Origin of the sequence: Nocardia aobensis NBRC 100429 (assembly GCF_000308375.1) — a bacterium.
GTDB classification, from domain to species: Bacteria; Actinomycetota; Actinomycetes; order Mycobacteriales; family Mycobacteriaceae; genus Nocardia; species Nocardia aobensis.
The window spans coordinates 1-26397 of sequence record NZ_BAFQ01000062.1; the positions used below are offsets into that span (position 1 = coordinate 1).

Annotated in this window: 22 protein-coding genes and 1 pseudogene; 11 read left to right on the top strand and 12 right to left on the bottom strand. The window is 66.2% G+C overall.

Annotated features, from left to right (window positions below; all coding sequences use genetic code 11):
- A pseudogene (locus RJ03_RS34910) lies at positions 1-390 on the top strand (hypothetical protein); the annotation flags it as partial.
- 149 nt (positions 391-539) lie between these two features.
- The gene (locus RJ03_RS08205; protein WP_036499778.1) at positions 540-1688 is read left to right on the top strand and encodes a cation:proton antiporter; all 1149 of its coding nucleotides are present in this window, start codon (positions 540-542) and stop codon (positions 1686-1688) included.
- A 7-nt stretch (positions 1689-1695) separates the two neighbouring features.
- On the opposite strand, the gene RJ03_RS08210 is transcribed toward RJ03_RS08205, so the two are convergent.
- Both RJ03_RS08210 and RJ03_RS08215 read right to left on the bottom strand, forming a co-directional pair.
- The gene (locus RJ03_RS08210; protein WP_036499779.1) at positions 1696-2502 is read right to left on the bottom strand and encodes a methyltransferase domain-containing protein; all 807 of its coding nucleotides are present in this window, start codon (positions 2500-2502) and stop codon (positions 1696-1698) included.
- A 21-nt stretch (positions 2503-2523) separates the two neighbouring features.
- Entirely contained in the window at positions 2524-3072 is a 549-nt protein-coding gene (locus RJ03_RS08215; RefSeq protein ID WP_036499780.1) for a TetR/AcrR family transcriptional regulator, read from the bottom strand.
- 109 nt (positions 3073-3181) lie between these two features.
- Between RJ03_RS08215 and RJ03_RS08220 the strand changes: the two genes are divergently transcribed.
- Positions 3182-3670, top strand: a complete 489-nt coding sequence (locus tag RJ03_RS08220) for a hypothetical protein (protein WP_051024459.1) — start codon at positions 3182-3184, stop codon at positions 3668-3670.
- 12 nt (positions 3671-3682) lie between these two features.
- Here the strand turns inward: RJ03_RS08220 and RJ03_RS08225 are convergent, their stop codons facing one another.
- Both RJ03_RS08225 and RJ03_RS08230 read right to left on the bottom strand, forming a co-directional pair.
- Positions 3683-5077, bottom strand: a complete 1395-nt coding sequence (locus tag RJ03_RS08225) for a type I glutamate--ammonia ligase (protein ID WP_245552213.1) — start codon at positions 5075-5077, stop codon at positions 3683-3685.
- A gap of 183 nt (positions 5078-5260) precedes the next feature.
- Positions 5261-5758: a DUF6764 family protein gene (locus tag RJ03_RS08230; RefSeq protein WP_036499781.1), complete on the bottom strand. Its 498-nt coding sequence runs from the start codon at positions 5756-5758 to the stop codon at positions 5261-5263.
- Between the two features lie 340 nt (positions 5759-6098).
- On the opposite strand from RJ03_RS08230, the gene RJ03_RS08235 reads away from it, so the two are divergent.
- From RJ03_RS08235 to RJ03_RS08245, 3 genes are read left to right on the top strand one after another with little or no spacing between them, the layout of a single operon-like run.
- A complete protein-coding gene (locus tag RJ03_RS08235) occupies positions 6099-7226 on the top strand; it encodes a polyprenyl synthetase family protein (RefSeq protein WP_371507197.1) in 1128 nt (375 codons plus the stop codon).
- Between the two features lie 12 nt (positions 7227-7238).
- Positions 7239-8777, top strand: a complete 1539-nt coding sequence (gene crtI / locus RJ03_RS08240) for a phytoene desaturase family protein (RefSeq protein WP_036499782.1) — start codon at positions 7239-7241, stop codon at positions 8775-8777.
- 10 nt (positions 8778-8787) lie between these two features.
- Positions 8788-9759 (top strand): phytoene/squalene synthase family protein, encoded by a 972-nt coding sequence (locus RJ03_RS08245; protein WP_036499783.1) that lies wholly within the window; start codon positions 8788-8790, stop codon positions 9757-9759.
- Here the strand turns inward: RJ03_RS08245 and RJ03_RS08250 are convergent.
- The 3 genes from RJ03_RS08250 to RJ03_RS08260 are packed head-to-tail and all read right to left on the bottom strand — an operon-like array spanning position 9716 to position 13295.
- Positions 9716-11188 (bottom strand): SDR family oxidoreductase, encoded by a 1473-nt coding sequence (locus RJ03_RS08250; protein WP_036499784.1) that lies wholly within the window; start codon positions 11186-11188, stop codon positions 9716-9718. The two genes, RJ03_RS08245 and RJ03_RS08250, sit on opposite strands and share 44 nt — an antisense overlap.
- 24 nt (positions 11189-11212) lie before the next feature.
- The gene (locus RJ03_RS08255) at positions 11213-12535 is read right to left on the bottom strand and encodes a cryptochrome/photolyase family protein (protein ID WP_036499786.1); all 1323 of its coding nucleotides are present in this window, start codon (positions 12533-12535) and stop codon (positions 11213-11215) included.
- Positions 12536-12590: 55 nt separating this feature from the next.
- Entirely contained in the window at positions 12591-13295 is a 705-nt protein-coding gene (locus tag RJ03_RS08260; protein ID WP_373281681.1) for a lipocalin family protein, read from the bottom strand.
- 172 nt (positions 13296-13467) lie between these two features.
- Between RJ03_RS08260 and RJ03_RS08265 the strand changes: the two genes are divergently transcribed.
- From RJ03_RS08265 to RJ03_RS08275, 3 genes are all read left to right on the top strand, one after another.
- The gene (locus RJ03_RS08265) at positions 13468-14349 is read left to right on the top strand and encodes a MerR family transcriptional regulator (protein ID WP_051024461.1); all 882 of its coding nucleotides are present in this window, start codon (positions 13468-13470) and stop codon (positions 14347-14349) included.
- 157 nt (positions 14350-14506) lie between these two features.
- Positions 14507-15538, top strand: a complete 1032-nt coding sequence (locus RJ03_RS08270; RefSeq protein ID WP_036499863.1) for an NAD(P)H-dependent amine dehydrogenase family protein — start codon at positions 14507-14509, stop codon at positions 15536-15538.
- 4 nt (positions 15539-15542) lie between these two features.
- Entirely contained in the window at positions 15543-16313 is a 771-nt protein-coding gene (locus RJ03_RS08275) for an SDR family NAD(P)-dependent oxidoreductase (protein ID WP_036499788.1), read from the top strand.
- A gap of 26 nt (positions 16314-16339) precedes the next feature.
- Here the strand turns inward: RJ03_RS08275 and RJ03_RS08280 are convergent, their stop codons facing one another.
- Positions 16340-18457 (bottom strand): MMPL family transporter, encoded by a 2118-nt coding sequence (locus tag RJ03_RS08280; protein WP_051024462.1) that lies wholly within the window; start codon positions 18455-18457, stop codon positions 16340-16342.
- 99 nt (positions 18458-18556) lie between these two features.
- Between RJ03_RS08280 and RJ03_RS08285 the strand changes: the two genes are divergently transcribed.
- Positions 18557-19078, top strand: a complete 522-nt coding sequence (locus tag RJ03_RS08285) for a MarR family winged helix-turn-helix transcriptional regulator (protein WP_051024463.1) — start codon at positions 18557-18559, stop codon at positions 19076-19078.
- A gap of 11 nt (positions 19079-19089) precedes the next feature.
- On the opposite strand, the gene RJ03_RS08290 is transcribed toward RJ03_RS08285, so the two are convergent.
- The 3 genes from RJ03_RS08290 to RJ03_RS08300 all read right to left on the bottom strand — a co-directional run bounded on the left by RJ03_RS08290 (position 19090) and on the right by RJ03_RS08300 (position 24558).
- Complete coding sequence (locus tag RJ03_RS08290; RefSeq protein WP_051024464.1) at positions 19090-20250, bottom strand: DegT/DnrJ/EryC1/StrS family aminotransferase; 1161 nt, start codon at positions 20248-20250, stop codon at positions 19090-19092.
- Between the two features lie 70 nt (positions 20251-20320).
- Positions 20321-21295, bottom strand: coding sequence for a Gfo/Idh/MocA family protein (locus RJ03_RS08295; protein ID WP_036499790.1), 975 nt, complete (start codon positions 21293-21295; stop codon positions 20321-20323).
- A complete protein-coding gene (locus RJ03_RS08300) occupies positions 21292-24558 on the bottom strand; it encodes an AIR synthase related protein (protein ID WP_036499792.1) in 3267 nt (1088 codons plus the stop codon). Before RJ03_RS08300 ends, RJ03_RS08295 begins: the two co-directional genes overlap by 4 nt.
- Positions 24559-24717: 159 nt before the next feature.
- Here RJ03_RS08300 and RJ03_RS08305 point away from each other — a divergent pair, with 159 nt between their 5' ends.
- On the top strand, positions 24718-25173 hold the full coding sequence (locus tag RJ03_RS08305; RefSeq protein ID WP_245552214.1) for an NUDIX hydrolase: 456 nt from the start codon (positions 24718-24720) through the stop codon (positions 25171-25173).
- A gap of 233 nt (positions 25174-25406) precedes the next feature.
- On the opposite strand, the gene RJ03_RS35545 is transcribed toward RJ03_RS08305, so the two are convergent.
- Complete coding sequence (locus tag RJ03_RS35545; protein ID WP_063820346.1) at positions 25407-26270, bottom strand: HIT family protein; 864 nt, start codon at positions 26268-26270, stop codon at positions 25407-25409.
- Positions 26271-26397: the final 127 nt, after the last annotated feature.

A 26397-nucleotide genomic window follows, 5' to 3' on the forward strand; every position in this document is an offset into this window, starting at 1 on the left:
CAGACCGTGGCGGGTACCGTGGAACCCACTGCGGCACAGTCGAATCAGGTCGCCGACACGCAGATGTCGGATCTCAACCAGGCCGTCGCGGCGGCCGGACCGCACATGGGTCTGGCGATGGCGGTCGGCGGTATGGCCGGTTCGGTGATCGGCGCGGCCATCGGCTGCCCCCTCGGTATCGCCACCGGCGGCACCCTGATCTCCGTCGCCACCGCCGGCACCATGACCGTGCCCGCGATGGCCGCGGCCTGCCTGGTCGGCGTGGTCGCGGTGGGCGGCCTCGGTGCGAGTGTCGGCGGAATCGCGGTCGCCATTCCGGTCGGAATCGCCGCGGGCACACAGAAGTACAACCAGCTGCAGGCCGAACACGCCCAGGGCGTGACGCACTGAGCCATCGCCGTGCCCGGCTCTCCGCGCATGCGGCCGGGCACGGCGCCGGACAGCAGGCGACGGCGTGTCGGCGTGACCGGGAGTGTTGCGCGGCGGACAGTGTGCACGACGTCGAGCGGCCGAAGGTCGAGCGGAAGAAGTAGGCACCGATGAGTTTGTCCACCCTGGCCCTGGTGCTGGCGCTCGGGCTGGCGGGACCGCTGCTGGCGTGGCGCGCAGCCTGGCACATACCGGTGATCGTCGGCGAACTGCTCGCCGGAATCATCTGCGGCGTCACCGGATTCGGGCTGCTCGACGCCTCGGATCCGGTGTTCGCCTTCCTGGCCGATATGGGTTTCGCGCTGGTGATGTTCGTGGCCGGCACCCATGTCCCGATCCGTGATCCGCGGATCCGCTCGGCACTCGGAATCGGCGCCGTACGCGCCGTGCTGGTCGGTGCGGCCGCGGCCGTCATCGGCTACCTGCTGGCCGGATTCTTCGATACCGGACACGGCGCGATCTATGCGGTCCTGCTCGCCTCCTCCTCCGCGGCACTGGTGCTGCCGATCATCGATTCCCAAGGGCTGCAGGGCAGATCGGTGCTGGAGCTCACGGCGCAGGTGGCCATCGCCGACACCGCGTCGATCGTCGCGCTACCGCTGGTGATCGACGCGGGCAATGCCGCCCGCGCGGCACTGGGTGCGCTGGCGGTGATCGGCACCGCGCTGCTGTTGTTCTTCCTGCTGCGATGGCTGGAACGATCCGGTCTGCGCCGGCGTGCGCACCGGGTCTCCGAGCGCCGCAAATTCGCCCTCGAACTGCGGGTCAGTCTGGCCATCGTGTTCGGGATGGCCGCCCTCGCCACCCGCACGCACGTCTCGATCATGCTGGCCGGGTTCGCGGCCGGACTGGCCGTCGCGGCCGTCGGCGAACCGCGCCGCGTGGCGCGGCAATTGTTCGCCGCGACCGACGGATTCCTGGCTCCCCTGTTCTTCGTCTGGCTGGGCGCTCGGCTGAATCTGCGCGAATTCGCCGACCGCCCGCGGCTGGTCCTGCTCGGACTCGCGCTGGGAGCCGGTGCGCTGCTGGTGCATCTGCTCATGAGGATGCTGGGGCAGCCGGTTGCCTTCGGTGCGCTGGCCGCCGCGCAGATCGGTGTGCCGGTCGCGGCCGTCACCGTCGGCACCCAGCTGCACGTGCTGGTTCCGGCCGAGGCGGCGGCGATGATGCTGGGCGCGCTGGTGACGATCGTCGCGGCGGCGCTGGCCGCCGCGCTCGCGGCACGACGGCCGCCGGTGGCGGATCCGGTCGCGCCGTGAGCGAGGGTCAGGGTTTGTGCGCCACCACCGCGAACATGGTCACCGAGAAGTGATAGTCCCCGGTCTCGGCACCACGCCGGATTTCGGCGAGAACGTACTCGCGCTGGGCAGCGGTGATCAATCCGTCGGCCACACCTCGCTCGGTGACCGCCGTGAACATCGGGAGGATCGACTCCGGCTCCCAGATCACGGCCTCGGAACCGATATCGTCGATCACCAGCCCCGCGTCGACCAGCCGGCCTCGTAAACGCCTGCCGGAGTTGCGATTCGGGCTGTTGGTTTCCATCCGCTGCTGCAAGGCGGCGACGACCTCCGGATCGCCGGGATGGAAGATGGCCGTCGACCAGTCGCTGTCGATCAGCACCACCCGGCCGCCCGGCCGCAGCACCCGCGCGATCTCGGCGGTGGCCTTCGCCGGATCGTCGAGGTGCTGATAGACCCGCTCGCAGCGAACCGCGTCGACGGAGGCGTCCGGCAGCGGCAGATCGTAGGCCGATCCCTCGATGAATTCGGCCTTCACGTCGGCGGCGCGCTCGCGAGCCACTGTGAGCATCGACGGATTCGGATCGATACCGATGGCACGACCGGACTCCCCCACCAGAGCGGCCAGCTCCACCACTTCGGTGCCGGTGCCCGAGCCGAGGTCGAGGGCGGTTTCGCCGGGGCGCAGGGCCAGCGCGGCGCGCGCCCATTCGCGCATCCGCACCACGCCGGGTAGCGCGGCCTGATTGTCGAGTATTCGGACGATCAGGTCTTGTTCCGGGTGGTCGACCTGGTCGATGTGGAAGGACGGAACGCCTTGTTCATCGCTCACCCCGCCAGTATGCCCGCGCGGTCAGTCGAACAGCAGCTGCGCGGCGTGGGCGAGCACATCCGATCTGCTCTGTCCGGGGTGTTCGGCCTTGATCAGGCGATTGGCGATGACAATCGAAAAAGACAGCAGCGCAACCGCTTCCACGTCTTCCGAGGCGACACCGGAGTTCCGCAGGAGGGTGCGCAGGTAGTCCATTCTGGCGTTGTCCACTTTCCGCAACCGCGCCTCCACGTCCGGGTCGCGCCGGGCCCAGGCCCGGATGGCGAGGTCCAGCGGCGTCAAATCCTCGGCGAAGGTGAGCGTGCCGGCCCGCCGGATCTTGCGCTTCGGATCGCCGCCCTCGCGTTCGACCTGTTCGCGCACATCGTCGACGGCTCGCCGCTCCCAGTCGTCGAGCATCGCCTCGAGTAGTTCGTCGCGGGAACGGAACTGCCGGTAGAAACCACCGCGGGTCACGCCGAGCTGAGCCGCCAGCGCTTCCACCCGGACCGCGTCGGGGCCGTGGTGCTCGAGCACGGAGAGGCCGGCATCGACCCACGCCTGCCGCGGAGTGCGCACCGGTGGTGCCATCACGTCCTCCTTTCGACAGGCTCGCTACGCCCTTGATTAGATCACCCTCCAATAGATACAGTACTGTTCTGTATCTATTGCGCAGTATCGAAACCAGAAGGTTCTCGTCATGTCCGTGCACACCTCCCCCCGCGTCCGGCAATGCGGAATCACCGCCGAGCTGCTCACCCTCACCACCCTGGACGACGTCGTCTACATCGACAGCCACGTGCTGGAAACCCCCGCCGCCACCGGCCGCACCGCCGAGCAGTGGGCCCGCACGATCATGGAGGACGTCCCCGAGGAGGTCCGGGCGCGATTGCGTGCGGCGTGGGCCGGCATCGAACTCGACCTCACCCCCGGTGCGCCGGAGACCGTCGCCGGCTGGCGCATCACCTTCTCCGCACCGGATTGCCTTCTGCTGCGGGCCGATTCGGGACTCGGCTTCCACGGCGAACTGGCACTCGAGGTCCGCGACGGCGTCGTCGCGCTGTCGACCTTCGTGGCCATGCGGGGCACGCGCGCGCCGGATGTGTGGTTCGGCGTGGTGCCCGGCCATCTGGCGTTCGTGCGTTCACTGCTCGAACGAGCCGGCAGTACGGAGCCGGCGGCAAGCTGACGAACGCGCGGGTCAGTACCTCCACCGGCACGCGTCGGTGATCTGCTCGGGCGTGGCGTCGGCGAACAGCGCGATCTCACCGCGCCGGACGCTGCCGATGGTGTCGGCGAGGTCGTCGCCGAATGCCTCCCACAGCACCTCGTCCGCGTCGAAAGCCGCCACCGCGTCCGCGAGCGTGGTGGGCAACGGAGTGATCCCGCGCGCCGACCGGGTGGCGGAGTCGAGGCGAGCCGGATCGCCGGCGACCGGTTCGGGCAGGGTCGCGCCCGCACCCAAACCCGCCCGGCCCGCCGCCAGCAGGCCCGCGAGCGCCAGGTAGGGGTTGGCGGCGGCGTCGAACGTCTTGATCTCGATATTGGCCGCGCGGTCGCGTTCCCCCTCACTTCCGGTGACGTAGCGCAGGGCGGCCTCGCGGTTCTCCAACCCCCAGCAGCGGAAGACCCCGGCCCAGTGACTGGGCTGCAATCGCAGAAAGCTCGCCACCGCCGGGCAGCCGACGGCCAGCAGCGCGGGCAGATGGTCCAGGATCCCCGCGGCGAAACGCTCCCCTTCCGCACCGATGCCGAACGGACCCGGACCGCCGCACATCCGATTCACACCCTCGCGCCACAGGCTCAGATGGACGTGGCCGCCGTTGCCGACGACCCCGGGCACGACCATCGGGCTGAACGTCGCCCGCAATCCGTGGGCGTGGCTGACGGCCCGGACGACCTCGCGCACCAGCACGGCGTTGTCGGCGGTGCGGACCGGATCGGCGGAGGCAATCGACAGTTCGAACTGGCCCACCTCGTATTCGGGATGGATCTGCTCGACGCCGATGCCGCTGTCGCGCACGTTCGTCACCACATCGCGCAGATACGGGGCCAGTTCGCCGAGTCTGGCCATGCCGTAGGCGGGCGCCGAGGTAGCAGGGATGAAAGTGTCCGGGTCGAGTGGATCGGGGCGCGATATCGTCCATTCGAATTCGATCGCGGTGCGCAATTCGTAGCCGTCGCCGGCCAGTTCGGCGACGAGCCGGCGCAGCAGCAACCGCGAATCGCGTGCATGCGGCGTGCCACTTTGCGTGTAGCGATCCGCGGGTGCCCATCCCCAGCCCGGTAGTGCGGCCACGGCGGTGGCCCGGTCGACGTCGGGGTACAGCCGCAGGTCACCGGTCGGGCCACCGGCGACGTGTTCGGTCAGGATGGAGTCGTCGACCAGGAAGGCGTCGAAAACCGGCGACGCCCCGATGCCCCAGGCGGCCGCGTGCGAGAACCGTTCCACCGGAACGGCTTTCATCCGGACGATGCCGCCGGTGTCGACCCAGGTGACGGCCACGGCGTCGACATCCCGGGCACTCAGGGCGGCAGCGACGGCGCTCGCCCGATCCGCGCGGTCGCGGCGCAGCCGCTCGGTCAGTGGTTCCACGTCGACTCCCGGGAGTTCGAGGGAAGCCGGCACAACCAGACACAGACGCCGGCGGGTTGCCGCGTTCGAGACTACGCGCCGACATCCCGATCGCTCGCACTTCCGCCCCTGCCGCTCCGGATCCCCCGACCACCCCACACCCGTGCGGAACCGGCACGAGGACCGTGGCGTGGCGGTGTGTGGTCACCGCATCGACAGGCAGCCCTGGAAGGTCTGGAAATCGCCCGCGAAGCCCGGGCCGCCGGTACATACCGGGGTCCCCACGCCGGAGACGGTGACCGTGGCGCCCGGCCCCGCGATGCCGATGGCAAGACCCGGCCGGACCCCGGACAGGTCGGCGGTCGCGCCGGAACCCACCGCGATCGCCGCGGGCCCCGACCACGGACCCGAGGCGGACCGGGCGGTGCCACCACCTTGCGCGATGGCCAGCGACAAGCTCGTCGGCCCCGCGTTCGCGGTGGCCGTACCGTTGATGCCGTAGGCGGCAGCCGCGCTCCCGCCGGTGCTGGTGGCCGAACACGCGGCATCGGCTCCCGTATCGGCGACCGATGTGGCACCCGGCGCCGGGCAGCTGGTGGAGTCGGCTTGGGCCGGCGCGGCCGACAACGCGGCCGAGGTCAATGCGATACCGCCGCCGGAGATGAGAGCGAACAGCGCGCGACGCGCGGAAGAACGAGACATGAGGGCCTCCTCTGATTGGTTCGTCTCAGCCAGAATACCCGCAATTCGATGCATAAACGATGCAATTTCCCTTTTGCCGCCTCCGGCTGCAACGGCAACCTGCCGAACCAGGCCCACCTCGTACGAGTCGACCAGCAGCCCTCCTGCGCCTACACGACACACAGTCGACCACGGCAGATGAATACGGTTTTCACTGCATCATTTATGCATCGTTTGCTGTAGCCTTGGGGTCGGAAGTCGAGGGAGGATCGTTCACCCGGACCGGAAGACGCGGTCCCGATCCCGCCTCGCAGACCCGGCCGGCACCCGCATCGCCGCACCACCGAACCGAGGAGTGGACGTGAGCGTCACCATCGACAATTCACGCCGATTGTGTTCCCCCGCAACAATTCTGGCCGACCACCCGGTGAACGTGGCGGACGGTGTGGCATGGTGGCGCGCCGCGGTGCGGGATCGAGTGCTGACCGAACTGGACGCCTTCCTGCGCGCGAACCGGATCGGCGCCGTCCACGGGATCGCGGTCGACGACATCGCACGCCGATACGTGGCAGGCGGCAAATGCCTTCGATCGACGTTCATGTACATCGGCTGGTTGTGCGGCGAGGCCCCGGATGCGGCCGCGCTGCGAGCCGCCGCCGCGCTGGAACTGGTCCACGCCTTCGCGTTGATCCAGGACGATGTGATGGACGAGTCGGCGCTGCGTCGCGGCGCGCCCACCGGACACGTCGCCTTCGCCGACGCGCACCGGGATCGGCGAATGCCCGGCGACGCCGCACGATTCGGCGAGTCGGCGGCCGTGCTCCTCGGCGATATCTGCCTGGTCTGGGCGGACAAGATGCTGCGCGACAGCGGAATTCGACCCGATTGCCTCTACCGTGTGTGGCCCCGCTTCGACGCGATGCGAATCGAGCTGGCAGTGGGACAGTTCGGCGATCTGCTCAACGACGTGCGCACCGAACCGGATTTCGGGCAGGTGCTGGCGCTGGCGCGCGCGAAATCCGGCAACTACACCGTGCGCCGGCCACTCGAACTCGGCGCGGCGATGGCCGGATGCGACGAGCCGACCCTGTCGGCGCTGAGCCGGTACGGACGCGCCGTGGGCGAGGCGTTCCAGATGCGCGACGACCTGCTGGGGGTCTTCGGAAGCGCCGATGCCACAGGCAAACCCGGCGACGGAGACCTGACTCAGCACAAGGCGACCACCGTGGTGATCGCCGCCCGGCAGCTCGCCGAACCCGCCGCCCGCCGCGAACTCGACACCCTGCTGTCGGCGCCGGTCGTCGACGCCGGCGCCACCGACAGACTGCGCGCCCTGATCACCGCCTCCGGAGCGCCCGCCCGGATCGAGGCGATGATCAGCGACCGCATCGGCGAGGCGCGGCACGCCGCCGAGAGCGCGACCCTGCCCGAACCGATGCGCCGCGTACTCGACGGCATGGGACTCATCTGCGTCACCCGCCACCCCTGAGGAGGAAGACCAATGCGCACGACCACAGGTCGCAGCGACCATATCGTCGTAGTCGGAGCGGGGCTGGCCGGACTGTCGGCGGCACTGCACCTGGCCGGCCGCGGCCGTACCGTCACTCTGCTGGAACGTGATTCGGTTCCCGGCGGCCGCACCGGTCGCGTCGATGTGGACGGCTACCGCCTGGACACGGGTCCGACCGTGCTGACCATGCCGCATCTGGTCGAGGAGACGTTCGCCGCGGTCGGTGAGCGGATGGACGACCGCCTGGCGCTGGTGCCGGTGGATCCGGCCTATCGTGCCCATTTCGCCGACGGGCGTCACCTCGAGGTCCACAGCGACGCCGATCGCATGGCGGCCGCGATCACCGAGTTCGCCGGACCCGGGCAGGCGGCGGGATACCGCCGACTGCGCGCCTGGCTGACCCGGCTCTACCGGGCCGAATTCGACTCGTTCATCGCGGCGAATTTCGATTCCCCGCTGTCGGCGCTGCGTCCCTCGCTGGCGCGGCTGGCGGCGATGGGCGGATTTCGCCGCTGGGACCGTGCGGTCGCCCAGCACATCCACGATTCGGAATTGCGGCGCCTGTTCACCTTTCAGTCCCTGTACGCCGGAGTCGCGCCCAGGCGGGCGATAGCGGCGTACGCGGTGATCGCGTATATGGACACGATCGCCGGTGTCTGGTTCCCGCGCGGCGGTATGCGAGCGCTGCCCGACGCGCTCGCCGCGGCCGCGCACGACGCCGGTGTGGAGATTCGCTACGACACCGCCGTGACGAGCCTGGACCGCACCGGATCCCGGATCCGCGCGGTCGTCACCTCGTCCGGCGAGCGCATCCCGTGCGATGCGGTCGTGCTCACCACCGAGTTGTCCGAGACCTACCGGTTGACGGGCCACTCCCCGCGCCGCCCGCTGCGTCCCACGGCGGCACCGTCCGCCTTCGTATTGCACGTAGGCTGCGAGGCGATGCCCCGGGCTGCCCACCACCATCTACTCTTCGGCCGCGCCTGGGACGAAGCCTTCGACGACATCATCGCCCGCGGCAGCGTGATGACGGATCCTTCGCTGTTGCTCACCCGGCCCACCGCAGGAGATCCGAGCCTCGCCCCACCCGGTCGCGACCTGCTCTACATTCTCGCTCCGGTACCGAATCTTGTTCGGGGGCCGATCAATTGGGATCGCTTCGGTCCCGCCTACGCCGAGGAGATCCTGACCACGGTCCGGGATCGCCTGCCGTTCCCGCTGTCGGATCCCCGGTTGCTCCACATCACCACGCCCGCCGACTGGGCTCGGCGCGGCATGCTGGCCGGCAGCCCGTTCGCGTTGGCGCACACCGTCACTCAGACCGGTCCCTTCCGCCCGTCCAATGTGATCCGCGGACTCGAGAACGTGGTGCTGGCCGGTGGCAGCACCGTCCCCGGCGTGGGCATACCGCCCGTGCTGATCTCCGGGCGGCTCGCCGCGGACCGCGTCACCGGGCCGATTTCTTCGCCACGGCCCGCACGCCGACCCGCGTCTGCCCTTACCGCACCGGCCGCCGCCATCGTCCGCTGATCGGAAACTCATGTCCCCCATCGCTTTCCTCGACAACGGCCGCACCGATACGCAGTTGCAGCGGTCCTATCGCGCCTGCCGGACGCTCAACGCGCGCCACGGCAAGACCTTCTTCCTCGCCACCCGGTTACTCGCCCCCGATCAGCGTCCGGCGATCCACGCGCTCTACGGCTTCGCCCGCCGCGCCGACGACATCCTCGACGACATCGATCCGAGCCGCCCGGTCACCGAACGCGCGGCGCGACTGACTGCGCTGGCCACGCAGTTCACCACCGAGGACGCCGATGCCGACGCGGTCCTCCCGGCCGTGCTGCACACGGCACACTCCTACCGCATCGCTGCGTCGCTGTTCGACTCGTTCCTGGAATCGATGCGGATGGATCTCACCGTCACCGACTATCCGGATCGGCGCGCGCTGGACCACTACGTCTACGGTTCCGCCGAAGTCATCGGGTTACAGGTGCTGCCGGTGCTGGGCACGGTGTGCCCGGTGGACGAGGCCGCCCCCTACGCCGCCGCGCTCGGAAAAGCCTTCCAGCTCACCAACTTTCTGCGCGATGTGGACGAGGACCTGGTCCGGGACCGGGTGTATCTGCCGGCGGACGAACTGGCCGCCCACGGCGTCGACCGGGATCTGCTGCTGTGGTGCCAGGCGCACCGCCGCACCGACGCCCGAGTCCGGCGTGCCCTGATCGCCCAGCACGCCCACACTCGCGGCATCTACGACTACGCCCGTGCCGGTATCGCCCTGCTCGATCCGCGGTCGCGCCCGTGCGTCACCACCGCGCTCACCCTCTATTCGGAAATCCTGGATCGCATCGAGAGCCTGGACTTCGACATCTTCGCTCATCGTGCCCGCGTCGGTATTCCGCGACGTGTCACGGTGGGCACCCGCGGTCTCGCCGCTGCCGTCCGGTCTCGGAGTCGCGTTGGCGGCGCTATGAAACCGACTGGGACACAGCCTCTTCGGCCGCTCCGGTGATATTGCGGGTCATTCCGCCGAAGATGAGCGCGTGGAAGGGAGCGATCGCCTTCCAGTAGAGGTGACCGGCCAGGCCGTGCGGGTCGAATACGGCCCGCTGCCGGTAGACCGTGCCCCGCGCATCCGTGTCCACGCTCAGCTCCAGCCACGCCCGCCCCGGCACCCGCATTTCCGCGCGCAACACGAGGGTGCGCGGGCGTTCGATGCGTTCCACTCGCCACCAGTCCAGCGCCTCGCCGGCGTGCAGCCGATGCGGATCCCGTCTCCCCCGGCGTAATCCGGCACCGCCCGCGAGCCGGTCGATCCAGCCGCGCAACGACCAGGCCAGCGGAAACGAATACCAGCCGTATTCGCCGCCGATGGATTCGATCACCGCCCACAGCGTCGCCGGATCGGCGCGGGTGTGGCGTTCTCGCACATCGACGTAGAGGGAACCGCCCGACCACGCGGGATCGGTAGGCAGCGGGGACGACGGTTCACGACCGAGCTGGTCGGCATCCGACCAGCGGGTGGGGACGTCGAGGTCGCGGATACGAGTCAACGCCAGTTCCACCGCGGTGCGGTAGTCGATCAATCCGCGCGCCGGGTCGGGGATGTGCTCGGCGATCGTGTGGTCTTCGCAGACCACGTCGTTGACCAGCGATTCCATCAGCGGCACCGCGATCGCCTTGGGGACCGGGGTGACGAGATTGACCCACTGCGCCGACAGCCACGGGGTGAGCACCGGGACCGGGACGATCACGCGCCGCGGCAGCCGCGCCACTTCGGCGTAGTCACGCATCATCTGCTCGTAGGTGAGCACGTCCGGGCCGCCGATATCGAAGGCGCCGCGCACGTCCGGCGGTAGTTCGGCCGCCCGCGTCAGGTAGTACAGCACATCGCGCACCGCGATCGGCTGGATGCGGTTGCGCACCCAGCGCGGCGTGACCATCACCGGCAGCCGTTCGGTGAGATACCGCAGCATTTCGAAACTGGCCGAACCGGATCCGATGATCACCGCGGCCTGCATCGCTATCGCCGGAACCGACCCCGCGAGCAGGATTCGCCCGACTTCGGCACGGGAGGACAGGTGCCGCGACAGTCGCTGACCGGGCGGAACGATGCCGCCCAGATACACGATCCGGCGTACCCCTGCCCGGGCCGCCTGCTCGGCGACCAGTGTCGCCGCGCGGCGGTCGACATCGTCGAAATCCGTACGCGTCAGCGAATGCACCAGGTAATAGAGCACATCCGTCCCGGCGCAGGCCGCGGCCACATCGTCGGCGCGGAGCACATCACCGCGCAGGACTTCCACGCTGTCGCGCCAGGCGGCGTCGTCGAGTTTGGCCGGGGTGCGGGCCAGCACCCGCACCTCGTGGCCCGCGGCCAGTAGCTCGGGCACCAGCCGGCCACCGATGTAGCCGGTCGCACCGAACACCACACATCGCATACCGTCTCCTGATCACCGCATCGATTACATGCCGGGCACTTCCACGATCGGCGCCGGATAGGTCGCATTGTCGACGTCCTCGCGCCACGGGCGGTGCACCGCCGCGCCGGACAGGTGGGCGAGTTCGGGCAGCCAGCGGCGTACGTACTCACCCTCCGGATCGAAACGGTGCGCTTGCCGCAATGGATTGAGCGTGCGATTGGGGCGGGTGTCGGTCCCGGTGCCCGCGACCCACTGCCAGTTCATCTGGTTGTTCGCCACATCACCGTCGACCAGCCAATACCGGAAATGGGCTGCGCCGATTCGCCAATCCAGCCGCAGGGTTTTGGCCAGGAACGATGCGGTGATCAGCCGCGCGCGTCCCGGCATCCACCCTTCGTCACGCAGTTGGCGCATCGGCGCGTCGACGATCGGAAAACCGGTGCGACCGTGCGTCCACGCCTCGAAGGCCTGCTCATCCTTGCGGATCTCGACCGGACCCGAGCGGTAATCGGACCACGCCGCCGCGGGGCGGGCCGCCAGCACCTGATGATGGAAGTCGCGCCAGGCCAATTGCCGGGCGAAACTGTGCGCGCCCGGGTCCGACATGTCCAGCCTCGACACCACCTCCGCGGCGGACAGGCATCCGAAATGCAGGTACGGCGACAGGTGTGACGTGGCGTCGGCGGCGAGGTCGTCATTGGTCTCGTCATACGCGGTGACCCCATCGGACAGCCAGCGGCGCAACATCTTTCGCCCGGTGGTCTCGCCGCCGACGCGCAGATTCGGTGAGGTCCGCGCGGTGCGCAGTTCGTCGAGACCCGGCTGTTCGCCATCCAGCCGCGGCACCTCGAGATTTTTCGGCGGCGGCAGCGGACGCCGATGGCGAGCGCTTTCCCAACGCCGGAAGTACGGCGTGAACACCGCGAAATGATCGCGTCCGGTGCTCGGCTCGATCGCGTCGAGGTCGACACTGGTCACCGTGGCGGCGTGCGTCTGCACCTGGCAATCGTGGGATTCGAGCCTGTCACGCAGAGCCGACTGGCGTCGTTTGCCGTAGTAGCTGACTTCGGCCGCGAGGTGGACCGACTCCGCCTGCGTCTGGGCGACGATCCGCTCGACCTCGTCGACCACCTTGCCGTGCCGTAGAACGAGATGCCCACCGCGTGACTGTAATTCGTCGTCGAGTTCGTCCAGGGCCGCGGCGAGGAATCGCACCCGGTTGGGTGCGGCCCCTGAGCCGGTGATCAGCGATTCGTCGAGGACGAACAGTGGAACCACCGCATCGCCGGCACGCTGCGCCGCGGTCAGCATCGGATTGTCGTGAACCCGCAGATCACGAGTGAACAAAGCTACCGCCACACCCATCGCTACTCACCTCCACTCGCCGGAGCGGCCATGGCTTGTACGCACCGAGCCGGGTTCACAGCCGGCACAGTGGGGTGATGTCGCCGCGTCCACCCGTCACCGGCGAGGTCAGGTACAGGCAGGGTTGCTCACCAGCCGCCACGATCGCCGCGACGACCTGGTTCCACTGATCCGCATCCAGTGCGGGCGTGCGGGAGAGCACGAATCCGGAGATCCGGTAGGGGTCTGTGACGAGGGCCCAGGAGTAGTCCGGACCGAGTGCGGTCACGACATAGTTGGGCGGACCGTCCAGGCTTTCCTGGGTCGGCACTCCCGGGAACGCCACGCGTAATTGCGCTCCCGTCACCGGATCGACCACGCGCGCCGCACCCTGGATCTCGTTTCCCGTACCCGACCAGGTGGTGCACGAATTGTGCACCGACACATCACCGTTCGGCAGTGCCGCGTACTCGGCGCGCGTATCGCGGGCGCAGACGAGATTGAAATACTGAGGAACCGCGGCGACCTGATACCACGTGCCGACGTAACGGCTCAGATCCAGCGCGGGAACGGGAGCCGGACCGGCCGCCGGACTCGCACCCGCGGGCGCCGCGACGGCGCCGAATACGACCATCGCCGAGACAGCGACACCGGCCAGCCGAGCCGGGCGCATCGCTGCCGCAGCGAACGCGGTCACACGGCGAAGGGCGCCGGTCAGCATTCGCGCCACCTTCCCTTCGAAGCCACCGGGCCGATCTACCTGCGAACGATGTTCGAGCACCTGCGACTCCTCTGTTCGATGAGCATGGGTTCGACGACACAGACGATCCTACAGCAATCGATGCGTAATCGATGCATACTGGAGGTGCCACCCGCGCATCACTCCCACCGCGCGGGTGCCGCAGCACTGTGACGTTGCGGTGCCCATGCCCGCGAAAGGCAGAATGATCGTCATGTCCGATGCCTCGCCTCCCGACAACGACGCGACCGGATTCTCGGTACGCACCGTCGCGGAGCGCATCGGCATCCCCACCGCGACACTGCGCAGTTGGAATCAGCGCTACGGCATCGGCCCCTCCCAGCATCGGCGCGGTCGCCACCGCCTGTACTCCGAGGCCGATATCGCCCGGCTCGAGCGCATGGTCGTACTCGTCCGAGGCGGATCGAGCCCCGCGCGAGCGGCCGAGTCCGTGCGCGGACCATTGCCGGTCGCCGGAGACCACGCGTCACTCCTGGAAGCCGCCTTCGCCTCCGACCCCACCACACTGCAGTCGTTGCTGCTCGCCCACATTCGCGCCTTCGGCGTGGTCGACACCTGGGATCGACTGTGCCGCCCGGCCTTCGCCGAGATCGTCCAGCGGCAAGGAGCGGGCATCGGATGCATCGACGTCGAACACCTGCTGTCCTGGTGCATTACGGCCGCACTGCACCGCGCGGTCCCGCCACCGGCCGACGCGCCCGCCACCCCGGTACTGCTCGCCTGCACCAGCGGTGAAGCGCACTCCCTGCCACTCGAGGTCCTGCGCGCCGCCCTCGCCGAGCGCGACGTCCCGGCCACCATGCTCGGCCCCAACGTCCCCACCCCCGCCCTCGGCGACGCCCTGGATCGCAGCGTGCCGGAGTCGGTAGCGGTGCTGTGGTCCCAGCAGGAATCGACCGCCCTCCTCTCGGCCGTGCGCACCTGCGCCGACCGCGGCGCCCGCGTCCTGCTGGCAGGCCCCGGCTGGTACGACATACCCGCCCCCGACACCGCCGAAATCGTCGACGACCTCCAGTCCGCACTGGCGGAACTGACCCACGCCCACCCGGCAGAGGTGTCGGCTCAACCACGCTGATCGGGAATCACCGGTCGGCCGGCCCGCAGCGCAGTACCCCTTGCTCCGCCGCCGAGAACTTGCCGGACCTTGTCCCGCGGCATGCGTGATGCTAATTTTCGTATACGAGAATTACATTCTCATCTGGCCGACACCGGCAGCTCGAAAGGTCGATCACGTGCGCGTCATTCAGTGGACCACCGGGAAGGTCGGAAAGCTCAGTCTGCGAGGGATTCTCGACGATCCGCGACTCGAATTGGCCGGTGTCTACGCCTATTCCGACGACAAGGCCGGGGTGGATGCGGGCACGCTGTGCGGGCGGCCCGATACGGGAGTGCTCGCCACCACCGATATCGATGCGCTGCTCGCCCTCGATGCGGATACCGTCATCTACACGCCGTTCATGGCCGACCTCGACCATGCGACACGATTGCTCGAGAGCGGCCTCGATGTCATCAGCACCAACCTGTTCCTCAACGTCGGCGGAATTCAGGGCGAGACGGAACAGAAACTCGCCGCCGCCTGCGAACGCGGCAACAGCTCGCTGCACATCACCGGCATCAACCCGGGCTGGATCAACGCCGTGACCACCGCGTTGACCGCGGTGTGCCGTGACGTCCGATCGATCTCGATCTTCGAATCGGCCGATGTCTCGGTCTACGAATCCGCGGAAACATGGCAGGCCCTGGGTATTTCACGACCCGAGGCCACCCCGGAGCTGATCGAGATCGCGAAACTGTGGATGAGCACCTTCCGTGATTCGGTGCGGCGCATGGGCGTGGCTCTGGGCTACGAATTCGACGATATGGATTTCTCCATCGAGTACGCGACCGCCGCCGAAACGGTGGATCTGGGCTGGATCCGCATCGAGAAGGACACCATTGCCGCTGTGCGCGGCGGATGGGCCGGCAAAGTCGGCGAGAAATCCGTCGTCCGCTCGAAGGTCGCCTGGTATCTGACCGAAAAGCTCAACGAGAGCTGGGAATTCGACGACGACCACTATCACATCGTCATCGAGGGAGAACCCGAAGTGCGGACCCGGATCAGGTTCGTCCCGCCGGACAGCTGGGGAAATCACGAGTGGGACACCATGACCGCGATGCCCGCGGTGAATTCCGTCTTCGACGTCGCCCGAGCGCCCGCCGGCATCTCGACGCTGAAAGAAGTGGGATTGCCGTGCGCGCCCGCCGATCTGTGGTTGTCGAGGTGACGCGGTGGGATATGCCGACGAGCTGTTCGATCTGACCGGCAAGGTGGTTCTGGTCACCGGCGGCAGCCGCGGCCTGGGGCGTGAGATGGCCTTCGCCGCCGCACGCTGCGGCGCCGATGTCATCATCGCCAGTCGCAACTACGACACTTGCGTAGACACCGCCGGCGGGATCGCACGCGAAACCGGTCGCGCCGCCATGCCCTACGGCGTGCACATCGGCCGCTGGGACCAGCTCGACGGGCTGGTCGACGCCTGCTACGACCGGTTCGGCAAGGTCGATGTCCTCATCAACAATGCCGGGATGCAACCGGTCTACGACGATCTGCCGTCGGTGAGCGAGAAACTGTTCGACGCCATCATCGCCCTGAATCTCAAAGGGCCCTTTCGTTTGTCGGCACTCCTCGGCGAGCGCATGGTGGCCGCGGGCCGCGGATCCATCGTCAACGTCAGTTCCACCGGTTCCATCCGGCCGCGCCCGTCGATCGTGCCCTACGCCGCGGCCAAGGCGGGACTCAATGCCATGACCGAGGGCTTGGCCCTGGCATTCGGCCCGGCCGTCCGAGTCAACACCCTGATGGCCGGCCCCTACCGCACCGACGCCACCGCCGGATGGGATCTCGACAACCTGGGCCCAGACGACAACCCGTTCGCCGCCCATGCGCTCCAACGCATCGGCCACCCCAGCGAAATCGTCGGAGCCGCTCTATTTCTCGCCTCCGACGCTTCCAGTTACACCACCGGATCGATCCTCCGCTCCGACGGCGGCATGCCGTAACGACCTGCGCGGCTGCAGGCCTCAGCTCAACGGCTCTGTTCCGACGTCGACGCGCCCGCGGCGACCGGTGACGCCGACAGTTCCGAATCGACCGGCGCCACATCCCGAATCCAGCGTCCCGGCCACCAGATCCTCGGACCGATCAGCGCGAACAGGGCGGGGATCACCAGGGTTCGGATGACGAAGGTATCGAGCAGAATTCCGACGCCGACCACGATGCCCAGCTGGGTCAGCGTGATCAGGGGAAGGACGCCGAGGACGGCGAACACTGCCGCCAGCACGATTCCGGCGCTGGTGATCACCCCGCCTGTGGAGCCGACCGCGCGGACGATGCCGCCGGTCACGCCGTGGCCGGGCGTCTCCTCGCGCGCTCGCGTCACCAGGAAGATCGTGTAATCGACACCGAGCGCCACCAGGAACAGGAAGGCGAACAGCGGCACGTTGGTGTCCAATGCCGGGAACCCGAAAACGTAAGTGCTGAGCAGGCTTCCGATCCCCAGCGCGGCCAGGGCGCTGAGCACCGTGACCGCCACCAGCAGTATCGCGGCCGGCAGTGCCCGCAACAGCACCAGCAGCACCAGCAGGACGACCACCAGAATGAGCGGAATGATCACGTGCTGATCGCGCCGGGCCGCGTCCCGGGTGTCCATGGCGACGGCGTCGGAGCCGCCGACCAGCGCCTCGGCGCCGGGCACCGAGGACAGTGCGGTGCGCAGGCGACTCACATCGGCGAATGCGGCGTCGGAGGCCGGTGGCGCGTCCAGGATCACCGACCAGCGCGTCGACCCGTTGTCCGACACGCCGGCGGGGGTCGCGCGCACGACGCCCGGGGTGCCGTCGAGGACCGCCTGCACCCGCTGCGCGGTTTCGGTGCGCGCCAGCACTATCGCGGGATCGCTTGCGCCGGAGGAGAAATGCTCGCTGACAGCCCGCAGGCCGTCGACCGATTCCGCGTGTACGCGGAACTGCTCGGACTGCGCGAGGCCGACATGAGCGAACGGCAGCGCGGCGGCACAGGCGGCCGCGACCACCAGGAAGACGCCGGCCACCGTCGCCGGTCGCCGGACGACCTTTTCCGCGACGGTATGCCAGGCGCCGGAGGTCGCGGTGTCATGACCGTCGACTCGGGGAATGAACGGCCAGAACACCTTTCGTCCACACAGGGCCAGCGCGGGAGGCAGCGCGACCAGGACGAAGACCGCAGCGATCACCAGCCCCAGTGCACCGAACGCGCCCAGGCCGCGGGTATTGGGGAGCAGCGCGAGCAGCAATATCAACAGGGCCAGCACAACCGTCAGGTTGCTGGCGAGCACCGCGGGCCCGGCTCGCCGCGCGGCGATCCGCAGCGCGGCCCGATGGTCCTCGGTCCGATACAACTCGTCGCGATAGCGAGACACCAGCAGCAACGCATAGTTCGTGCCGGCCCCGAATACCAGCACGCTGGTGATTCCCGCGGTCGAACCGTCGAACGTCAGACCACTCACCTGGGCGAGCGCGTTTCCCGCCGCGGAGGCGACCCGGTCGGCGACCGCCACCACCGACAGCGGAATCAACCACAGCACCGGGGAACGGTAGGTCGCTATCAGCAGCACCATCACCACGGCGGCGGTGACCGCGAGCAACAGGGTGTTGGCGCCGGAGAAGGAGTCGGCGATATCGGCGCCGAAGGCCGGGCCGCCGGTGATGCGCACCTGCAGATCGGCGGGTGCGCCGGCCCGCGCGGCCGCACGCAATTCATCGATACGGTCGGTCAGGGCGAAGCCGTTCAGCTCGGACGGAATCGGAGTCTGCCCGAGTGCGGCGCGCTGGTCGGGCGACAGCACGAGACCCGGCCCACTCGCGCCGGAACGAATCCGGGCCAGCGCCGCCTCGGCCTGCGCTCGGTCGCCGGGGGTGAGGACTTCGCCGTCGGCGCGGGTGACGATCAGGACCGCCGCCGCCGAATCCCCGCCGGGAAACTGCCGCAGCAACCGCTGCACCTGCGCGGATTCGGCGTCGTCCGGTAACGAGTTCGGTGCCGAGCCACCCGACTCGCCCCCACCGGACAGGCCGAGGACCGCGACGGCGGCGACCACCATCGCCGCGAGGATGATCCACCCTCTCCGTCCGGAGACGATCCGCGCATATCGGTCCCATCCGCCCATCCCGGAACTATTTCAGAAACTGAAATAGTTTGCAAAGGGTTCGCCCCTCGGTCCGATTACCCTGTGTGCACGCCCACCGGCGGGAGAAGGGAGACAGAGGTGACCGAGCGCTCGACCGACGCGGCGCCCATCGAGCGCGACCGCGACGAACTCGAGACGGCGATCGCCCGCGACATCCGCGCGCTCAGCGCCGTCTCGGATCAGATCTCGCACCTCTTCGCCCATTCGAACGATCTGCGCCCCAACGACTTCCGCGCCCTCATGCATATCGCCACCGCCGACGCGGAAGGAACGCCCCTGACCGCCGGACGACTCGGGGCGCTGCTGGGCGTCTCCCCCGGCGCGATCACCTACTTGATCGAGCGCATGATCGAGTCGGGCCATATCGAACGCGAAGCCGACGACACCGACAAACGCCGTGTGCTACTGCACTACAGCGACCACGGCATGACCGTGGCCGCGGGCTTCTTCACCCCCATCGGCATACAAACCCGAGCCGCACTCGCCGACCTCCCCGACTCCGACCTGCAGGCCACCCACCGCGTACTGACCGCCATAGTCGGCGCTCTACGCGACCACAGCGCGGCGATCACTTCCGAGCGACCACACGCAGAACGATAAGACGCCTGCATCTACGCTCGACCAGCGGCCAAGCCGCGGCCCACCTTGCGAATACCCTCGGCGCAGATTGCGACCTTCTCCAGAACTGAATCCTCGGACACGACCGAAGGGACGAAGAATTTCACTGCCTGGCCGGTGATTCGCAACGAGTTCGAAAAGCCATGTCCGTTCTGCCCGAACCCTGCATCCTGGACCAGTGGGTAATGGTGCATCGAACGCATCTGAAGGGGAACATCCGCTATCTGGATGTTCTCCGCGCGGAGCGCAGCCACGAACTGTTCACGCGGATAACCACATTCCGCAGGATCGAACAAAGCCACCAGGCTGTAGTACGAGTGCCTCGTCGAGCCGGTCGATCTGCTGAGTACGCGCACTCCCGGCAATTCGTTCAAAGCGGCACAGATCATATCTGCCGGTTCCTGTCTGGCATCCACAAGCGCAGCAAGGTCATCCAACTGCGCGAGCGCCATCGCCAAAGCCAGTGGATGCGCACGGTACTTCAGACCGGTACCGGTGAATGCATACCTGGCATTGCTCGAGTCCGGCCGGATACCCTGCACAGCGCGCTGGTTGAAATGTCCGAGCAACAAAGCGCGTTCGAAGATGTCCTCGTTATTCGTTGCCAGCACACCACCTTCGCCCGCGCACAAGGTCTTCTTCGCCTGCATGCTCCACGCCGCACCGTCTCCGAAAGAACCGACCACACGCTCACCGATCCTGCTGTCGTAGGCGTGTGAACAGTCCTCGAACAACAACAGCCCGCGGTCGTCGCAAATTCGGCGAAGAGTCACGACGTCGGCCGGCTGACCCCACATGTGCGTAGCCACAACGGCCTTGGTCCTGCCGGTACACGCACTGTCGATCTGCGCCACATCGATGGTGCCATCTGCGGTCGAGTCGACCAACACCAAACGCACCCCCAGGTGCAGCAACGGCGTGATGGTGGCGAAAAACCCGTAGTCGGAGCAGATGACCTCATCACCCGCCCCGAGTCGAGAACCGTAGTACAACGAATGTAACGCCGCTGTTCCGGAACACACAGCGAGCGTTCTCGTCTGCGACGAGTAGCACGCGAAGGCATCCTCGAAACGACCGACAATGCCACTCCGGTCGTACAGCGAAGTAGCCTCGCGCAACTGCGTTACGACAGCCGATGCGATGCGGTCCGTCATGACAGGCCATTCAAACCGGATCGGAGACGACGCCAGCGGTGGACCACCCTGAATCGCTAGCCGACTTGAATCAACTGTCATAGCAGGGTACCTCGCGCGCCGAGTCGGAGTGGCGGTAGAGAGACTCGATGAGGGCGAGCACCGATTCCTGTTCATACAATGCAGCACGCCAGTTTCCCTGGCCGGTCAGGAATCCCGCTTCTACGAGGTCTCGGATCTGTACGAGTACCGGATCACTCACAGCATGCGCAGATGCTCGTGCCGGCACCACGGGGACGGAACTCCATCCACCAGGGCCGGGGGCGGCACCATCCCGGACCATTAGTCGCCTTCTGGACTCCCGTCTCGACCAAGCACCCAGCAGCAGTTGGACTCGGATTCCGGTCGATGCGTACTCCAGGGAAATGCGCGCTTCTCGCTCGCACGCGCGTGCTTCCGCACCTCGCGAATCGAGCACGGCATGAGCGATGGTGGGCGTACCCAGACATAGGTTGATCAGATCAAAGTAGTGGTAACCGAGGTCGATCAATACCCCACCACCGCTTCGACTACGGTCCGTGCGCCAACCGTGCACCCCAGGATCGAACGGAACTTTGACGTCGATCATAAATTCTGCGGGCCCGTGTTGCGCGCCGAAGGCAGTTACTATTGCCATACCGAACTCACTGTGCCGCATCGACAACAACGGCGCCAAAGGCGTCTCGAAATCGATTGCCGCGCGACGTAACAACACCAGATCCGTCGCTTTGGTCACCAACGGCTTCTCGATCAGAGTAGGTACCCCCGCGCGCAGCAGGGCTATTCCGATCGGCAGGTGCGTGTCGTGCGGAGTAGCGACCACCGCCAGATCCGGACGTACGATCCGAACTGCATCTGCAAGATTCTCGAATACCGGTACTTCCATCACACTGCGTTGCAGACTCCACGCCCTGTGCCGCTCCTCCACAATCGCTACGACTGCCATGTCGGCCATAGCCGCCATCGCCGGATAGTACGTTTCCAAGCCCCGTTTTCCGGCGCCGACGAGGAGGACACCGATGTTCATCGCTCTGCACTGCCCGGAGACTTGTTCATGATCTGGCGGGTTGCGTCCCGCGCAAATTCAAGCCAGTCGCGAGCGCGAAGTTCGTAGGGATGTGCGACGAACTTCTCATCCGTAAAGAACGGCAGAATGTGAGCGCCGCCGTCATTCGCAATGAGGCGAATTCCGTCGTGTGACCATTCACCGCGAGAAACTACTCGACCGATCACTGCTGCCGACGGATATTCGCTAGCGACTTTCGGGGCGGCGAGAGCTTCGAACTCCGCCGCCCTTTCGGGTTGTACGGTTACCAATACCTCCCAATCGTGGCCGGCATTCATCGCGAACAGAAAAGGGGCGATACCCAGTTCGGCAGCCAGCCGACGGACGTCATCATTGATCAAGCGATCCAGCCTGCTCACGTCGATCTCCAATCCGACGCCGGACGCCTCACCGACGAGCTGAGCGCACGCCAGCAGACCGTCGCTGGTATCGATGGCCGCCGTCGCGATATTTCGATTCGCGATCTCGCGCATGATGTCGACGGCCAGACCGAGGTCGTTGAATTTTGCATTCCGATCGACGAGCGGCCTCGTCGCTGCCTTCATCCGCTCGGAGAGGTGGGGAAGCAACTCGTGCGCCCATCGGGTGCCCAACCCGTTTACTACTCCGTCGGCGCCGGCGGAAAGGGTGAGAACCACCGCGTCACCCACCCGCGCCCCAGAGCGGCGCAAGGCTCCCCCACGCGGAATCTTGCCAACTACGGTGGTGGTGAGACTGTCGGCCGGACGTTCTTTGAGGTCGCCGCCGATCACCGCCGCGCCGAACTTCGCGGCTTCCATGGCGACCGCTTGGAGGAGCGCGCGTGTCCACGACGCGGCGGTGGTGCGCTGAAGGTGCAGATTGAGCAAAATTCCAAGCGGCTCGCCGCCCATCGCAATGATGTCGGACAGCGAGCTGACGACAGCGAACCGGGCAGCGTAGTGAGCCGATTCCAGATCGCTGGTACGCAACAGCGCGGGCGGCACAGAGTCGGTCGAGACGGCGAAATCCTCGGTGGGACTTATCCGCAATATGGCGGCATCGTCACCAACGCTCAACACGATGTTGTCGGAATTCATCCGGTGGCGGCTGATGAGTCCGTGGGCGATCCAGTTATGTACCGAAAATTCGCCGACTCCGGTCATCTCGATATCATCATCTATTTGATTCGGCAAAACCATATTGTGAGTAAGGTGCGCCATCTCGGCACGAATTGCCGCCTGGGCTACCTTATGGTCGTTGTCACCGAGGGAGCCCAGCGTTTCGGTGAGTAGCCGCATAGCCCCGTCTAGGTCGCCGATATGCGCGAGACAGCGGGCGACGAGACGGGCAGAGTTCGCAGCTTCCGGCACCTTGCCGAGCCGGTTGAACTCACGTTGCGCGAACTCGTAGCGGTCCATCGCCTCAGGCGAATTGCCGAGAGAATACTCCAGATCTCCCATACCTGCAGTAACCCGGGCAATCATATAGTCGTGCCCCCGCCGTTCCCCGACACGAAGTACTTTCCGCAGAGTCGGGCGCAACATACCCACCTGCGTATCACTGTGACTAGAGAAATCCATTTCGAGCCGCACAATCGATTCGAGGACACCAGCCAATCGAATCGGGTTGTCGTATTGCTGCAGCTGCTTATAGCTGGATTGAAGGATATCTTTCGCGGATTCGTAGTCATGATCGATCGCGTAATTTACGCGAGCCAATTGGTACGCGATTACGCTGGTGAGATACCCTGCGGAACGCATATTCACAGGACGGGTCTCTTCCAGCGCGCGATTGAGCAGTCGCTGTGCGGAATCGAGGTTTCCTGCTCGCCGCTCCAGAGTGGCGAGCTCGCGCAGGCAGTCGGCGTGCAGCATCCTGCGAGCACCCGAGGAGGGTATCCGAGACTTCAGCAATGCCGTATCTCGCAGGTCTTCGGAATAGTGGGACGCGCGCTGGAGATGCTCTCGCGCCGAGGAATACCGTCCCTGTTCTTTATGAATCATCCCCAACAGCCGGTGAGTGCAGATGATCATCGGCCAATCGGATGCTGCCAGGCATTTCGCCAGAATCGTTTCGCCTCGCCCGACGGCTCCATAGACTCGGCCGAGCTCGAACTCCAGCGATAACAGATCCAAGCTGATCGCCAGCGTAGTGGAGGTCTCTTGGGCGATCATCTCGGTCAAGGGTTCCGCGGTGAGCACTTCGAGCGCGGTTGTCCAGTCACCCACGAAACGCCGGACCGCCGCATAGGCCAGGACCGTAGCAAGGCGATGTTCATGCATTGGTGGCATTTCGTAGACCGCAAATCGGTATGCCTCCTCGGCCGCTCTGGCCGCCGCCCGATCGAGGCAGAATTTATCAGCGAGCAGATGAAAGGGAGTACCGTCGTTCAACCTGAGGGAGCGTTCGGTCAGGTCGGTGTCGATGGCGGCGTCGAACCGCCGTCGCGGTTGACGATGCTGAGGTCTACGGTGCCGCGCCAGCCCGCTCGTCACCGCACCGTTCAGTTCGAGCACCGACGCCCCCGCCGGCGGCGGATGCCCGTTCGCCAATGTCAAATAGATCACTGCCTGGACCCGCGTTACCGCATTTCGCAGCACCTGCGCTATTTCTGGGCTTTCTCTCGCCGCCGACGTCCACAGCACGGCTACTGCGCCATCCTCGCCACCCGCCGACGTGGCGACGCCGGCACTGTAATACTTGACATCATCGACACCCAATTTCACCAATCGCTCGTGCACTGTGTCGACGAGATAGCTGTCCTCCCAGTCGTACACGACGGTGAAATCGGCCGAGCTTATACTTTCGACCTCAACCTGGGCTTGTTTCCGCGCCGGATGGCGATAGTTTTCGCGAATAGCCGCTACCAATTTGTCGAACGAGTTCGGGGTCATTTCGAGGCGAAAATAAGTACGCCCCTTGATCACTCGCAGAAGATCTTTACCTGCCTCTGTTTCGGGCTCGGGGTCGGCGCCGATCACAATAGGTATCAGGTTGCTGTCACGATTCGCCAGAGTTGTCGACACCTCGATTTCCGTAAAGTGTCGGTCGAGATATTGAGAGGACACGAGGGCGAGTACGACCGTCGCTCGATGCAGCGCTCTTCCGATGTTGACCATCACGGAACGACCAGGCTCGAACTCATCGTCCATGATTACGTCGATGCCGCGTGAGGCCAGTTCCGCGCGGACTGCCATCGCCCTGCTCCGCTCCGATCCGGCGTAGCTGAGAAACACCTGCGGCGCGGTGACCGTGTCGACCATTTATTGCCTCTCTGCCGGTTTTTCCTGACCCATTGGCGAGCAACCATCGTAATGCGAGAAGTTCAATAATATCTGCACAGGCACTTGCACCTTCACCCCCGAATGGCCGGTGCCCGATACCTGACGTAGAGTCATCGGCAAACTTCGACGAGATGAGGTATGGAAAAGATGATCGACGACGGGCTGCTGCACACTCTGACGACGCAGGCCGCCACTGAGGGCATACAGCGATTGATCGTGGGTGCGGTGGTTCCTTGTGATGCCGGCGTGCTGCTTCTCAAACGTCCCGAAGGCGACTTCATGGGCGGTATCTTCGAATTGCCCAGCGGCAAAGTTGAACACGGCGAAAGCCTGACCGAAGCGCTGGCTCGTGAAGTTCACGAGGAGAGCGGGCTGATCGTCACTGATATTCGCGGATACCTGGGTAGCTTCGATTACATATCGGGCAGCGGCAAGAAGAGCCGGCAGTTCAATTTCGCAGTGAACGTGGACCGGACGGAACCTGTCGAGTTGTCCGAACATGACGCCTTCCTCTGGGCCGCACCGACCGGCGACCTACCGGTCACTGATTCCGTCGAGCGAATTATTCAGGCATACCGCCGGACGTTCAGCTGACGCCGCGTAGAACGATCTTCCGTCGACGATCAACACCCCAGCCGTCGACTCGACATCCGGCATCCCGATCCCCTACCGACTCTTGCTCGATGCGGCACTGTTACCGGCACATCTTACGCCACACCGGCTGAACTTGTTGGGGCGGCGAACATTTGGCGTGCCACTTCTCGGCCAGTAGCCTATCGCTCGCGCCACCTGCCGATCGCACTTGTCCGGTAGGTCGCGCTTGTCTCTCACCACACCCAGGCGTAGAGCATTGCGATCACGAGCCCGGTCACTACCAACGGCACGTAGACCGGTGCGACGGACCAAGATTTCCAGTCTCGTAGATCGGGCCAGTAGTTGCGCCGCTTTCTATCGGCCCCGGCCACTGCGGGATTCATCGAGAACGCGGGGACAGGGCCATCGCCTGCAACCTCGTCGTACAGCTGACGAAATGCGCGTTCCTCTTTGAGGTAGTTGGCGTCCAGGAGCGCAAAGACCATCACAGCGACAACTCCGAGCAATGCGATCCCCGGCGCGTTCTTCGTGATGGCGTAACCGTACGTTGCGGTCACGATAGGGAGGAGCCACGCCTTGGCGGTGGAGGACGCCTGCGCTAGTCGCGCGACGACAGACTGGACGAATACCAGATGTTGCCGACGGTCCTCCGCGGACGTGGTCGAGGTGCCTCCGGGAAGGGCTGCGGTGATCCGGCGTGCGGCACTTGCCATATCGGTGCTGGTCTCCTCGGTGCCGGCAGGCCAGAACTCGGTCATCCGATCGTTCTCCCACCGGGGCACCACATGCACGTGCACGTGCCCGACTGTCTGGGCCGCGGCACGCCCGTTGGACTGGATGATGTTGAGCCCTTCAGGAGCCAGCGCGGTGCGGATCGCTTTCGCCACTTTGATCGTCACGAAAGACAACGATGTGAGGTCTGAATCCGCTAGTTCCCACACGTGCCGAACATGCCTCGTCGGCACTACCAGAGTGTGACCATGTGTGGCCGGCTCCAGCGGGAAGAACGCGACGGTGTTCGCATCGCGGTAGATCTCACGAGCAGACGGGTCTTCCCCAGAGACAATGACACAAAAGGGGCACGCAGCATCCGTCACGGTCGAACACGCCTGCGGTCAGTCCGATCCTCGGTCACGCCTCGATCCTCCCTGTCGAATCTGATGGCGATCAGACTACGGTCTCTCGCTGTCACGTTCAGAAGTACTCGACAACTGAAATACGAAA